The 14,170-nt window shown below is 62.6% G+C and carries 10 protein-coding genes; 2 read left to right on the forward strand and 8 right to left on the reverse strand.

Going from position 1 to position 14,170, the window contains the following annotated elements; translation table 11 throughout:
• The 3 genes from NTZ26_08700 to NTZ26_08710 form a co-directional block, all read right to left on the reverse strand.
• Positions 1–1,385 (reverse strand): FAD-binding oxidoreductase (locus tag NTZ26_08700; GenBank protein MCX6560581.1); only part of this gene is annotated, 1,385 nt, incomplete at its 3' end.
• Positions 1,386–1,430: 45 nt separating this feature from the next.
• On the reverse strand, positions 1,431–2,432 hold the full coding sequence (locus NTZ26_08705; protein MCX6560582.1) for an electron transfer flavoprotein subunit alpha/FixB family protein: 1,002 nt from the start codon (positions 2,430–2,432) through the stop codon (positions 1,431–1,433).
• Between the two features lie 5 nt (positions 2,433–2,437).
• Positions 2,438–3,262: an electron transfer flavoprotein subunit beta/FixA family protein gene (locus tag NTZ26_08710; GenBank protein MCX6560583.1), complete on the reverse strand. Its 825-nt coding sequence runs from the start codon at positions 3,260–3,262 to the stop codon at positions 2,438–2,440.
• Positions 3,263–3,473: 211 nt separating this feature from the next.
• On the opposite strand from NTZ26_08710, the gene NTZ26_08715 reads away from it, so the two are divergent.
• A complete protein-coding gene (locus NTZ26_08715; protein MCX6560584.1) occupies positions 3,474–4,355 on the forward strand; it encodes a polysaccharide deacetylase family protein in 882 nt (293 codons plus the stop codon).
• A 10-nt stretch (positions 4,356–4,365) separates the two neighbouring features.
• Here NTZ26_08715 and NTZ26_08720 read toward each other — a convergent pair whose 3' ends face one another.
• Together NTZ26_08720 and NTZ26_08725 are read right to left on the reverse strand one after the other, a co-directional pair.
• On the reverse strand, positions 4,366–4,950 hold the full coding sequence (locus tag NTZ26_08720) for an AAA family ATPase (GenBank protein MCX6560585.1): 585 nt from the start codon (positions 4,948–4,950) through the stop codon (positions 4,366–4,368).
• 205 nt (positions 4,951–5,155) lie between these two features.
• On the reverse strand, positions 5,156–8,761 hold the full coding sequence (locus NTZ26_08725; protein MCX6560586.1) for a caspase family protein: 3,606 nt from the start codon (positions 8,759–8,761) through the stop codon (positions 5,156–5,158).
• A 154-nt stretch (positions 8,762–8,915) separates the two neighbouring features.
• Here NTZ26_08725 and NTZ26_08730 point away from each other — a divergent pair, with 154 nt between their 5' ends.
• Positions 8,916–10,559 (forward strand): tetratricopeptide repeat protein, encoded by a 1,644-nt coding sequence (locus NTZ26_08730; protein MCX6560587.1) that lies wholly within the window; start codon positions 8,916–8,918, stop codon positions 10,557–10,559.
• A gap of 53 nt (positions 10,560–10,612) precedes the next feature.
• Here the strand turns inward: NTZ26_08730 and NTZ26_08735 are convergent, their stop codons facing one another.
• From NTZ26_08735 to NTZ26_08745, 3 genes are all read right to left on the reverse strand, one after another.
• A complete protein-coding gene (locus NTZ26_08735) occupies positions 10,613–11,329 on the reverse strand; it encodes a response regulator transcription factor (protein ID MCX6560588.1) in 717 nt (238 codons plus the stop codon).
• Positions 11,326–12,279, reverse strand: coding sequence for a HAMP domain-containing sensor histidine kinase (locus tag NTZ26_08740; protein MCX6560589.1), 954 nt, complete (start codon positions 12,277–12,279; stop codon positions 11,326–11,328). The genes NTZ26_08735 and NTZ26_08740 overlap by 4 nt, the downstream gene beginning before the upstream one ends.
• 72 nt (positions 12,280–12,351) lie before the next feature.
• Positions 12,352–14,085, reverse strand: coding sequence for a radical SAM protein (locus NTZ26_08745; GenBank protein MCX6560590.1), 1,734 nt, complete (start codon positions 14,083–14,085; stop codon positions 12,352–12,354).
• Positions 14,086–14,170 lie beyond the last annotated feature (85 nt).

Consider the following 14,170-nt stretch of genomic DNA (forward strand, 5'->3'; position numbering starts at 1 on the left):
AGGGCCCGTTTGATCGAGCGAATCATCTCGAGGTAGGGCTCGTCCACGACCAGGCGCATGAATGCTTTTCTTTTATGGCCGATGCCGTGTTCGCCGGATATCGTCCCTCCCAGGTCCTTCGTCAGCTTGTACATCTCCGTCAGGATCAAAGGGATCTTTTCGCGCCATTCCTCGAGCGTCCACTCGGGGTTCATCACCGGTGTGGCATGGAGGTTCCCGTCGCCCGCGTGACCGTAGCAGGGAATGGGGCAGTCCCATTTTTTGGATAAGGCGATGAGCCCTTCCACCATCTTGGCGATCTGGGCCGTGGGGACGACGATGTCCTCAAGACTCTGGTGGGGAGAAAAAACTTTGAAGGCCTCGGCGATATTGCGGCGGACCTTCCAAATCCGCTCCGAAGTCGTGGCATTGTCGGCCACATACACCTCGATTGCGCCGGCGGCCAGGCAGACTTCCCCGACCGCTTCGTATTCCCGCTCCACCTGGATCGCATCCATCCCATCCACGGTGATGAGCAGCATGGCCCCCGCCCGGTGGTAGGGGATGGTCTCGTTGAGATACTGGCAGGCTGTCGTGAAGGCGGACTGGTCCATGAACTCGATGGCCGTGGGGGTCGCTCCGCCGGCCAGAATCCGGGAAACCGAAGCGATGGCCTCTTCCGGGGTTTTGAAGAGGACCAGGATGTCGACACTGGCTTTGGGCAGCGGCAGCAGTTTCAGAATGACTTTGGTGAAGATCCCCAGCGTGCCCTCACTTCCCACCATCAGCCCGATCATGTTGTAGCCGGTGACGTCTTTAACCAGCTTGCCCCCTAGGTGGACGATTTCCCCGATGGGCGTGACGACCTCAAGGCCCATCACGTACCGAGCGGTGACGCCGTATTTGACGGCTTTGCCTCCGCCCGCGTTTTCGGCCACGTTGCCTCCGACAAAACACGTTTCCAGGCTCATGGGATAGCCGGCATAGAACAATCCGTATTCTTTGAGGACCTGGTTGATCTCGTTGGTGACCACCCCGGGTTCGACGGTGATCATCATATTGTCCCGGTCGATCTCCAGGATGCGGTTCATGCGGTCGGTCAGAAGAACGATCCCGCCATGGATGGGAACCGCCCCCCCGGAGAGCCCGCTTCCCGCCCCGCGGGGCGTCACCGGGATCTTCTCCCGGTTGGCCAGCTTCATGATCGCCGCGATTTCCCCGGCGGCGACGGGGCGGACCAGCGCCTCGGGCATGTGCGCATATGCCTTATCCGCCACTTCGTCGTGAGAGCAGGCTTCGAGCTTCTCCGGGTCGCCAAAGACCACATACCTATCCCCGACGATCTTCTTAAGCTCCTCGACCACCCGCAGCGTTACAGGGTTATAGCGGGGTTTTTGATGATCCATGTTCCTCCGGCCTTGCCGCGGGCCCCGAACGGTCCGGGAATGCGGCTACTTCGTCCCTTTCAGCTCCTGCAGCTTCGCGGTCAGCGCCGGCACGACTTCAAAGAGGTCGCCGACGATCCCAAAATCGGCCACTCGGAAGATCTGGGCCTCCGGATCGGTATTCACGGCCACGATGGTTTCCGAGGTCTGCATCCCGGCCAGATGCTGGATGGACCCCGAGACGCCGACGGCGACGTATAATTTGGGCGTCACCGTCTTGCCGCTCAAGCCGATCTGGTGAGGATAGCTCAGCCAGCCCCGGTCGACCACGTCCCGGGTCGCGCCCAGGGCGGCATCCCACTTCTCCACAAGCCCGTTCACGATCCGGATATTTTCTCCCTTTTTGATCCCCCGGCCCACGGTGACGATCACTTCCGCATCCGCCAGCCCGTGCTCTTCGGCGGCGGCTTTGAAGCCGACGCGCTTCACCCGGCTTGCCAGCAGCGGCGTCGGCGCCGGAAGCCGGGTGATCTCCCCCTGGCGCCCGGCCCGGCGGGGAGCTGGTTGGGCCGAACGGGACCGGACCGTGGCCATCTGGGGCCGGTGATCGGGGGTCTTGATGGTGGCCATGATGTTTCCACCGATAGCCGGCCGGGTCTGGAGGAGGTTTCCCGTTTCTTCTTCAATATCCAGGACCGTGCAGTCCGCCGTCAACCCGGCGCCGACCTTGACGGCGACGTAGGGCATGAGCGTCCGGCCCGTGGTTGTCGCGCCCGCGATCATGATTTCGGGTTTCCGCTCCTGAAGGAGGCAAGCCAGGCAGGCGGCGTAGGGCTCGGGCAGGAAATACTCGAGCTCGGGGGCTTCCATGGCCAGGACCCGGTCCGCCCCGCGCTCGATCAGCTCTTCCAGGTCTTCGGCGCTGATCCGATGGCCCAGAATCACTGCGGTCAGATCCGTGCTTCGCTTATCGGACAGCAGGCGTCCCCGGGTCAACAGCTCATGGCTGATCCGCTGCACCCGGCCGGCCGACTGCTCGGCCAAGATCCACACTCCGCTGTGTTCCATGGCGCTTACACCAGGTCCTTCTGCCGCAAAAATTGGATGAGCTGATCCACGGCCGACGAAATGGCCTGCTCGTCGCCGGCCGGGATTTTCTGCCCCTGCCGGGTGATCTTGGGATGGAATATCTTGACTACCCGGGTGGGGGAGCCTTTGAGCCCGATCTTGTCGCTCGGGATTTGGAGCTCGTCCGGGCCCCAGATGGGGATGTCCGCTTTCTTGGCCTTCTGTTTTCCCCGGAGCGTAGGCAGGCGCGGATTAGCCGCTTCTTTCACCACCGTCAAAACCGCTGGCATCCGGACTTCGAGAATCTCGTACCCTTCTTCCACCAAGCGCCGGACCCGGCAGATCCGGCCCTCCACCGCTTCGATCTTGCTGACATAGGAAGCCACGGGAAGGTTCAAGAAGGAGGCGATCCCGGGCCCCACCTGGCCGGTATCCCCGTCCGTCGCCCTCTCTCCGCACAGGATCAGGTCGAAGCTATAATCGTCTCCGTCGGGGATGTCGGTGCCCATCTTCCGGATGGCCGTCGCCAGGGCGAAGCTCGTCGCCCAGGTGTCGCTGCCGGCAAACGCCCTGTGGGACAGCAAGACAGCCCGGTCGATGCCCATGGCGATGGCTTCTTTCAGGGCGGTCGCGGCCTTGGCCGGGCCCATGGACAGGGCGATGACCTCGCCTCCGTACTGCTCCCGCAGGAGGATGGCGGCCTCGATGGCATACAGATCCAGGGGGTTGATGATCCCCTCCACCCCCTCGCGGATCATGGTTCCCGTGGCTTCGTCCATCTTCACCGCGGTAGTTTCCGGCACCTGTTTGATCGGAACGATGATCCTCATGGCTCGGGATATTAGCATAATCCGCGGGGCCTTTCACTTCCCCGGCGCTGCCTTGGAGGAGGGCCGGCGCCCTTGCCGATATCGTTCGCTTGTCATATTCGCGGTCTCCGATTAGAATCGCTTCTTGACCGGGAGGCCGATAGCATCGATGAGTCAATCTCCGCGGAGCGCCGTTTTATCCTCTGTTCTTTTTCTCCTGCTTCCATGCTTCATGAGGGCCCAATCGGTCGCCTTCACCTTCGACGACGGTCCTCAACTGCGGGAGACTCCGCGATTGGACGCCGCGGCGCGCAACGCGGCGATGCTCGACGCGCTGAAGCGCCATCACGTCAAAGCGGCGCTCTTCGTGACGCTGAACCGCGGAGCGGACCGGCCGCAGGGGCTGGCTCTCGCGCGCGCCTGGGGCGAAGCCGGGCAGTTCATCGCCAACCACACCGTGACTCATCCCGATCTCAACGCCGCGGAGACAAGCCTGCCGATGTATCAAGCCGAGATTTTGGCTTGCGACTCCGTGATCCGTGCCCTGCCGGGCTATCGGCCGTGGTTCCGCTTCACCTTCCTGCGGGAGGGCGATACGCCCGAAAAGCGCGACGGCATGCGGACGTTCCTGAAAGCGCACGGCTTGCGCAACGCCTATGTCAGCCTGGATACGTCCGACTGGCGGCTCAATGCCGCCCTCGAAGAGACCCTGCAGGCGCGGCCCGACGCGAGCCTCGCCCCTTTTCGCGCCGCTTACTTGGCCCACCTGCGCCAGCGGGCCGAAGCCTACCGGGATCTGTCGCGCCGCCTCTTCGGCCGCGACATCCCGCAGATCCTTCTGCTCCACCACAATCTGATCAACGCTCTCTTTTTGGATGATGCGATTCGGCTGTTCCAGGACATGGGCTGGAGTATCACCGATCCCGACGCTGCCTATCGCGATTTCGCGTATACCCTCGAGCCGCAACGGCCTGCGCCCGGGCAGAGCCTGTTGCTTTCGGCCGCCCGAAGCTTGGGCTACAGACCGGAAGGTTGGGAGCGGTTGGTGGATGACGGCGATGCCGAAATTGATGCCTTGCGTGGTTTGGGGGTCTTGCCGAAGCGCCAAGAATAGCCGTCATCCGTCAGCGGGGCGGCCATTCTCCGGCTGTGATCTCTTCGGCCCTCAGGAAATGGACGAGGACGTCTTTCGTTCGTTCCGCCGCGCGTTCGTCGCTGATGAATTCGATAACGTCGTCGTGGGCGATGGGGAAGCGAAAAGGTTCCCGCTTCATGAATTCCGGCCAATGGTCGAGCTTCCATTGGTCCCATTTCGATTCGTTTCGTCGGATTCGGTCTGCGATCCGCTCTTTTAAAATTTCTTCGCTTGGGGGAATGCAGCGGATGATGGCCAGCCTGGCTAGATGCTTTTCGGCCGCCGTCTTGAAGGGCGGAACCCAATCCCGGTATGCGTCGTTTCTCCAGTGATTGATGGAGAAGGGGGCGTCGATGATCGGGATTTTGCCGAGGGCCAGTTGAGTATCCGCGAAAGCGACCAAGATCCTGAAAGCGGGCCCCCGGATCATCGCGTAGATGTCGCCGGCGACTCGTTCCGAGTCGGTGAAGGGCGTCTCAATCAAATCCTTCGAGAGGTACGCCGAATTCGCTATTTGTCCGGCCAAGGCCCGGGCCAGGGATGACTTGCCGCCGGCCGGAACGCCGACGACCAGACATAAAACCGGATGGCTCAGGAGATACAGCGGGATCTCTCCTTGTTAGATAGGGAAGACAATTCGGTTCATAGGCTTTCTCCCTCCCCGGGGCTGATTTCCGTTCAATATGACCATCCTTCGGCAATCCCTGCCGTCCCCGTAGCGCCGTTCGGGGCCGCCCGGACACCTCGATGATCGAATGAGGACGCTTGGGAAATATAACCTATTTGACCAAGGCGACTTCCCGACGCCTGCGGGTGAAATCAAACAGGGAGGGCTGCTGCGCCTTGGCTTCCGCCGCCACTTCTTCCAAAGCCTTCCCGCGGCTCTTTCCGCTGGAGCCCGCCACAACGATTTTTGTCTGCCCCCCGGCGCTGACTCCGAAGTCCTGGATCTTTCCCGCCCGCAATTCTTCATAGAGCTTCGGCACGCGATCGACGCCGTAAGACAGCCATTCTCCGATGTTGATAACGCTATCCTTCGGCTTGTAATCGGCTTGCCGCGCCTCGATGCCGTCGCGGACGAGCGCGTAGGTCAACAAGCCTTGTTTGATGAGGGTGCTTTCCAGCGCCACGTTATCGGCTTGGGTCGCCGTCAGGATCTTCATGCCCTTGTCGTAGGAGAGCTGGCCCAGCCCACGGCTTCCCATCGGGCCGGGCTTGAAATCGCCGCCTTCGATGGCGGCTGCGGAATGGCAGGCATCTACGATCAAGACCATCTCGCCCGCATCAACGTCTTGCAGCCAGAGGGAGAGCTCGTCGCTCGAGATGCTGTGCCGGCGGACCGAAGCGGTAAAGACCTTGCCCGTGCCCGGACCGGTGTCGTAGGGAATGAAGTAGAAGCGGCCCGCCCGGTCGGCGTAGCCGTGACTCGAATACATGATGAGCACGAGATCATCGGGCGTGGCTTGCCGCAGCCGGTCCGCATTCTTGATCCCTGTGAGCATCCGGCCATCGACTTTTCGTCCCGCAAGAAGCTTCAACACGGCGTGGAACTTGTCCTTGGTGGCTTGCTTCTCCGTGACGATTCTCCGGCTCTCTCTCGTTTCATAATCCGAGATCAGGGTGACCGGAATGACCGCTTCATACCGGCCCGTGGCCGTGAGCCTCGCCCCAATCACGTCGGAGACGCGCCGCGCATCAGCGGCCGTGAACTCCAGATCGAAATCTTGATTTTCGTAAGCGTTCACGCCGACCGCGATGATATAAGCCCGCGGTTGGACGGGTTGCGCCTTCGGCAGCTTCGCCGTCTCGTCGTCCGGCCAGGCCCATTTCGCGGTCCGGCTCTTGACCCGGTCTTCATTGAATCCGTACGCGCTGAACTCGATCGACGAGACGTCTTTCTCTCGCGGCAGCTTCACGCGCAAGGGCGGCAGCGTCATCATTCCCGTTCGCGGGTCCGTCTTGACCGCGCGGCCCGGTTTCACTTCCGTCGCCTGTTGCCAATCATGCAGTTCTTCCAAGAACCGCTCTTCACCAGTCAGCGCTTCAGTCGCCCGGACGTCTTCCGACGCGCGTTGCAGCAGCTTCTCCGCGCCGTCACGGGGCCATCCGCCGACCATTTGTCCGTCACGGAACAGGCGCACATCGTAAACCCCGGTCGCGGCCAGGCTCTCCCGGCCGCTGCCCGGAGGGGGGTCCTCGCCGGGGCCGACTTCGACGGTGACATTCACATAGCCTTCGGCATCCGAAGCGGACACACGGGCGATCTTCACGGGAGGCTGAACGCGATTGAGCGTCGAGATGTCGCGAACGGGCTTGAACTCCCTTTCGAAGTCGATGGTTTCGCTGCACTTGAGAAGCCGAGGCAGTAAGCGCGGCTCGTAGTAATCGCGCATGAAGATCTCAAGCGGCAGAGGCGTAAACGGAGCATCGGGCATCACCCAATGCAGCCCTTCCATGTTCTCGAGGCTCTTCGTGTCGAAGCGGTTGTCCGGCGTGACGACGACCCAATCCTCTTGATCGAGCGAGATGAGCGTCGCCAGCGGCGTGTCGGCGTCGGTTCGCCACAGCTTCATCGTGGCGTCGGCGCTGCCGCTCAGAAGCACTTTTCCGTCCGGGCTGAAGGCGACTGAATTGATCCAATTGGTATGGCCGGCGAGCGCGCGCAACGGCTTGCCGGTCGCGGCGTCCCACAGCTTGATCGTCTCATAGCTGCCGCCGGCAATGACTTTCCCGTCGGGGCTGAAAGCGATCGATTTAACATTCGGGCCGGCGTGACCCTCGAGGGGGCGCAGCGGCAGTCCGGTCGCGGCATCCCACAGCTTGATCGTGTCGTATCCGCCGCTGGCAATCACTTTCCCGTCGGGACTGCAGGCGACGGCTGCGCCCGCGCAAGAGGAGTCCCCTTCAAGGAATCGAAGCGGACGGCCCGTCGCCGCGTCCCATATCGTGATGATATCGTCGACGCCGCCTCCACTGACGAGCGTCTTCCCGTCGGGACGGAAGGCGATGGAGTCGGAATGATCCTCGACCGAGAAGAGCTGTTTCCCGGTCGCGATATCCCACAGCCTGATCGTGCCGTCCAAGCTGCAGCTGGCGATCGTTTTCCCGTCGGGACTGAAGGCGACCGACCAGACCGTGTACGTATGGCCGGTGAGCGAGCGTAACGGATCGCCGGTTGCGGCGTCCCAAAGCCTGATCGTCTTGTCGGCGCTTCCGCTGGCGATCATTTTCCCGTCAGGGCTGAAGGCGACGGAACTGACCCACCAGCCGTGACCTTCAAGGGAGCGCAATCGGCTGCCGGTCGCGGCGTCCCACAGCTTGACGGTCCCGTCTTGGCTGCCGCCGGCCATGACCCTCCCATCCGGACTCGAAGCCACCGAATTGACCCCCCAGGCGTGTCGGGTGAGGGAGAGACGCCGGCGGCCGGTTGCGGCGTCCCAGAGCCGGATGCTTCCGTCTTCGCCGCCGCCCGCGATCACTTTCCCGTCGGGGCTGTAGGCCACGGCTAAAGCCACAAAAGAGGCATCGCCGGCCATAGAACGAAGCGGCTCGCCTGTCGCCGCGTCCCACAGCTTGACGGTCCCGTCAACGAAGCCTCCGCCGGCGAGAGCTTTCCCGTCGGGACTGAAAACGATGGACCCGACCGCGGAGGCGATGAGGCGCAATTGTTTCCCCGTCGCCGCGTCGCGCAGCTTGATCGTTTTGAGGACAGAGTTGTAGCTTGCAATCACTTTCCCGTCGGGGCTGAAGGCGACGGTCGATCCGGCTCCATTCCTATAGCCTTCAAGAGTGCCCAGCGGCTTGCCGGTCGCGACGTCCCACAGCTTGACCCAGCTGTCGTAGTTGTCTCCGCTGACGATCACTTTCCAGTCGGGGCTGAAGGCCATCGACCCGATCGAGTCCGTCGGCTCACCGAAGGAGCGCAACGGCGCGCCGGTCGCGGCGTCCCACAGCTGGACCGCTTGGGCTCCACAACTGGCCAGCCTCTTCCCGTCGGGGCTGAAAATGACCGAATCGATCGAAGTCGCGGCCTTAAGAGAGCGCAGCTGCCGGCCCGTCGCCGCGTCCCACATCTTGATCGTAATATCCCCGCTGCCGCTGGCCACGACTTTCCCATCGGGGCTGAAGGCGACGGATCTGACCCCGTCGGTATGACCGGCCAGGGAGCGCAGCTGCTTGCCCGTCGCCGCGTCCCACAGCTTGATCGTCAGGTCGTCGCTGCCGCTCGCAATCACCCGGCTGTCGGGACTGAAGGCGATCGAATTGACCCGGGCGGCGTGACCGGTCTGGACCACCAGCTGCGGCGGCTGCGCGGCGGCGGCGAAGCCGACGACAGACAGAGACAGGAGTCCAAACAAGACTGGGAAGCTGTTCTTCATCGGCATCGGCCCTCCCTCAGTGTACTCCCTGCGAATGGAAAGAGCGAGGCTCCGACCGGTTCCCTGTTTCCCGGGTCAAGGCATCAAAATTCCATCAAGGGTGCGGGCCGAATTCGGAATAGGTTATACTGGTCGGGTGCGGATCAGGAGCGATAACACCATGAGACGATCACTTCTGGGACTGTTGGTCATATGTTCTCTCGCGGTTCCCGCGGCTTTGGGGCAAACGACCGCCAAGGATTATTATAATCGCGGCGTGGATCGGCAGGAAAAGGGCGATCTCGACGGCGCCCTTGCCGACTACACCAAGGCCATTGAGCTGGATCAGAAATATGCCCTGGCCTACAACAACCGCGGCTTTGCCAGGCAAAGCAAGGGCGACTTCGACGGCGCCCTTGCCGACTACAACCTGGCCATCCTGTTCGAGCCGAAGTACACCCTGGCCTATATCAACCGCGGCAATGCCAAGCAGGGCCGGGGCGACTTCGACGCCGCCATCGCCGATTTCAGCCGCGTCGTCGAGCTCGATCCGAATAATTTCTTCGGCTACAACAACCGCGGCAACGCCAGGCAGGGCAAGGGCGATTTCGGCGGCGCCATCGCCGACTACAACCGGGCCATCGAGCTGGATCCGAAGTATGTCGCCGCCTACTACTATCGCGGCGCGGCTCGGCTGGAGGTGGGCGATCTGGACGGAGCGATCGCCGATTTCACCCGTGCGATCGGCTTGGATCCGAACCACGCCAATGCCTTTTACAACCGAGGACTGGCCCGCTATCAAAAAAGAGATTTGGACGGGGCCCTGGCCGATTTCGACAAATCCATCGAGATCGACCCGAAAGACCCCGATCGCTACAACGGCCGAGGCTATACCCGGCAGGCGCGAGGCGATCTCGACGGGGCGATCGCCGATTACGACCGGGCCATCGAGCTCGATCCGAAAGACGCCGATGCGTACGTCAGCCGCGGCCATATCAGAAGGGTGAAAGGCGAGATCGATGCCGCCATCGCCGATTTCGGCCGGGCCATCGAGATCGATCCGAAACATGCCCTGGCCTACAACAACCGCGGCGAGGCGCGACGCGCCAAGGGAGACGTTGACGGCGCGATCGCCGACGGCAGCCAGGCGATCGAGCTGAACCCGCGTTCCGCCGCCGCGTACTCCAGCCGCGGATTGGCTCGCTATGACAAGAGCGACTGGGACGGCGCCGTCGCTGATTTCAACCGGGCGATCGAGATTAATCCGAAATATGCGAAGGCCTATGCCGGCCGCGGCGACGCCCGAAACGGCAAGAAGGACCTGGCCGGCGCCGTCGCCGATTACACCAAAGCCATCGATCTCGACGCCCGATATGCGGACGCCTACCGGTCGCGAGCCTGGGCCAAGATTTATTTGAATGACGGCGCCGGGACTTATCAGGACGCCTCGCGATATCTCGAACTGAGCGGGCTCAAAGACAGCCAGGCTCCGTCAGCGATCATTTTGGGCTACTTGGGCCTGCGAAAAGCGGGGGGCATCGCGGCCGCTAAAGCGTTTGTGGAGGGTCGGCTGACGCACGTCGATGCCCAGGCCTGGCCGGCCAAGATCATGCGGTTCCTGGCCGGCCAATTGAACGCCGAACAATTGCTCGCTTTGGCCACCGATAAGGGCAAACTGACCGAAGCTCACGCGTATATCGGTGAGGTGCAAATGCTGGCCGCCGATCGCCCCGGCGCGCGTCTCCATTTTCAATGGGTCCGGGACAATGGAAGCAAGACGAGGCCCGAATACGATCTGGCCTTGGGGGAGCTCAAGCGTCTTTGACGTCAGGCAAAGGGGATTCTTCGACCTTGGCTTAGAGTGGAAGGGGTGGCGTTCTAGCGAGCGAATTTATACCCGACCTGGCGGACGGTCTTGAGGATGGCCGGCCGGGAGGGGTTCGTTTCGATTTTTTGCCGCAGGCTGAGGATGAAATTGTCCACGGTGCGGGCGGTGCCGTCGAACCCGAAGCCCCAGACTCGATCGAGAATATCGTCCCGCCGGAAGGCCTTGCCGGGGGATCCGGCCAGCAAGGCCAACAAATCGAATTCCTTGGCCGAAAGCCCGATTTCCAGGCCCCGGAGCGTCACCCGGCGTTCCGGCAGATCGATGATCAGATCGTCGAATGCCAGCCGCGAATTTTTGCTCTTTGCCGCCCGCCGCCGCCGCAGCAGCGCTTCGACACGGGCGAACAGCTCGGAAAGCGCGAAAGGCTTGGCCAGGTAATCATCGGCTCCCAGCCCCAGCCCTTCGATCTTGTTGTCGGTCGTGCCTCGCGCCGAGAGGATCAGGATGGGGACGTCCCGGCCTTTGGCCCGCAGCTCGGAGAGGATCTCCAAGCCGCTGAATCCCGGCAGCATGATGTCGAGGACGATCAGATCCAGGCCGGAATCGAAGGCCAGCCTGATGCCCTCGTCGCCGTCGGCGGCGGTCAGGACGCGGAAGCCGCGCAGCTCGAAGTTCATGGCCAGGCCGCGCCGCAGAGCCCGATCGTCCTCGATCACCAGAACGGTATCGGTTCCCGAATCCGCGGGCCGTTTTCCGTGGGGCTTCATTGCGGGGGGCTTTCCTCCCGGGCGACGGGCAGGTGGATGGTGAAAAGGCTGCCCCGGCCCGGCTCGGATTCCACTAAAATCTTCCCCCCGTGTATTTTCACCAAATGCTGAACGATCGCCAGCCCCAATCCGGCCCCGGGCGCCTTGCTCCGCAGGCCGGTATCCACGCGGTAGAACGGATCGAAGATCTTCTTCTGGACGGACCGCGGGATGCCGATGCCGTTATCCCGGACGGCGATCGCCACACCCCCGTCTTCATCCCGTGCCTCGATCCGGACCTTTTTGTCCGGCCCGGTGTACTTGTACGCGTTGACGAGAAGGTTTAAAGCAATCTCTCCGATCGCCCGCCGGTCGTGCCGGACGGGCAGGGTCGTCTCGATCTGGACGCTCAACTCGGTTTCGGCCGGAGGGGTCATCCGGGTGAAGCGAAGCACGGCTTCCTCGAGCGCCGGCCGGATGGAGGCCGTCTCCATATTGAGGACATCGCGGTCCCGGGCGGCCATGCGCCAAGTCAGAACGCGATCGATCATCGCGTCCAGCCACTCGGTCTGCTGAAGGATCAGGTGCAGGCTCTCCTCGGTCCGGACCGGGTCGTCCTTGAGCAGGCCGCTCAAGAGCGACTCGGCGTACATCCGGACGGCGGCCAGGGGGGTCCGCAGCTCGTGCGAGACGTTGGCCAGCAGGTCGGCTTGCAAGCGGGCGATGCGGGCCCGGCGTCCCAGGAGGATCACCACGATGATCGCCGCGCCGATGGCGGCCGACGTGAAGCAGACGACCAGGATGCCGAACAGGAGGCTGACCGAGGATTTCCCGAGGATGAGCAGAAGAATGCCGGCCGAGGCCGAGAGGAAGACCGGCACGATGACGCCCACGGAAAGGGTCACCAGCGGGCCGGTCATCGCGGTCTGCCGGTTGATGCGCTTGAGCTTGGCTGTTACCGGTGTGGCCATGGAACCTGTCCGCGGCCTAAAAAGGCGCCGCTCCTTCTTGTACTGCTATTGAGCCCCGGAAGCAAGAAGGGCCTACAGGTTCGTCGAGATCCGGGCCGCCGCGGACATCCGGGGAGCCTCGGAATCGCCGGCGGCCGGGCGGAGGGAGACGATGTCCGCCGTCCGTCCGGCCCTGGCCTTAGATGCGGCGGCATACCGGGTGACGATGGTCCGGGGTTGAATGCCGTCGCCGACGACCCGCAGCCGGAGCTTCCAGGCCGCGGCCAGAAGGATAGAGGCCGCCCGGCCCAACCGGGCGACGATCGTTCGCGGCCCGAAAGCGACCTCGATTTTTCGCTCCAGGTCCAGAGCCCTCCGTCGTTCGCGTTCGTTGACCGCGTGCCGTTCGATGGCCGCCAGAATGGGGGCGTAATCGAGGGTCCTCTTCCGCAGTTGTTCCGCGCGCGCGGCCAGCCAGGGATCCGACTCGCCTGTTTCGCTCTTGGCGGCCAGGGTTCGGGCGCCGCGGAAAGAGGTTTCGATGAGGCGATACATGGAGCTCGAGTTCTCCTCATAGTCCTTCCGAAAAGCGGCCTTGATCCAGTGCTCCGCCGCATCGCCGGGGAACATGGGATGATTGAAGTTGAGCCTCTTTTGTCCGTGCCAGTCCTCGAAGGGGAGGTCCATCTTCAGGAGGCCGCGCTTTTGCAGATCCCGGTAGAGCTCGGTGACGGGGATGGGGATGAGCAGCATGAACTGGACGAGGTCCGACTCCATCCCGACCAGGTGATCGATGTCGATCTGGATGTTGTCGGGCGTGTGGTGCTCCATGCACAGGATGCCCGAGGCCAGGACCGAGACGCCGTGGTCGCGCAACTGCCGGATGAGCCGCTGGGGGTCCAGCCCGCGATTCTTTTCGAAGTTCTCCGCCTGATTCTTGGTCTCGACTCCCAGCCACAGGAATTTGACGCCCAGCCGGGCCAGGTTCTCGACGCCGAAGGCCTGAATGGCCTCGGCCGAGGAGAAGATGGAGAAGTCGAAGAATCGCTGATGGGCTTCCATCTCTTGCAGCAATTCCATGGCCCGGGTCCGATCCTTGAGGAAGTTTTCGTCCATGACGAAGAAGTCGTCCGATCCCGTCTCGTCCGCGATGCGGCAGGCCGTCTCGAAAAGCTCCTGGCCGGTGGCTAAGTAGGGAGTGTAGGTGCGGCCGAAGAAATGGGACGTGCTGCAGAATTTGCAGCCGTTGACGCAGCCCAGGCCCGGGACGAGGAGGCTGGCGGATTTCCCGAACAAGGGCACGCCGAAGATCCTCATATACTGGGCGCTTCGCAGCGTCGGGTGGTAGATGGGCGCCTCGGGGTCCTGGCCCAGGTAGGTGCGCAGCCAGCGGATGCCCTCGCCCTTGGCGACTTCGTCGCAGTCAATGAGCGTTTCGATGCCTTCGATGGCCGTGCCGTGCCCGCCCAGGACGATCTTGGCCTGCGGCGCATGGAGCCGGACGAGGCGGGCCATTTCCTTGGCCTTGATGAAGTTGGGCATGATGAACGAGATGCCGACGATGTCGTAGCCCTTCTTGATCTCGCGGATGAATCGCTGCCGGGAGGGAAAGTCCAGGACGGTCACGTCCGCGTCGATGTTGGCGGCCAAGAAATAGAGCCCAAACGACCGGTGATGAAAGCGAAAGGAGCCGATGCCCTGGGCTTTGGTGACCTGGTTGTGGAAGAGCTCCATGATGTTTTCTTTCCGGCCGTAGGCGTCGTCGACACCGTAGGGTCCGAAAACAGCGGACAACAAAATACGTTTCGGCTGGGTGGTGGTCTTCATTGAATGATCGCTCCCGTTAGATTGAAGGTCGTTCGTCCGAGGAACCGTTTCCTCTTTCAGGGATATGGTAAACGGACCCATGTCA

The organism is Candidatus Aminicenantes bacterium (genome assembly GCA_026393855.1).
Lineage (GTDB): Bacteria > Acidobacteriota > Aminicenantia > Aminicenantales > UBA4085 > UBA4085.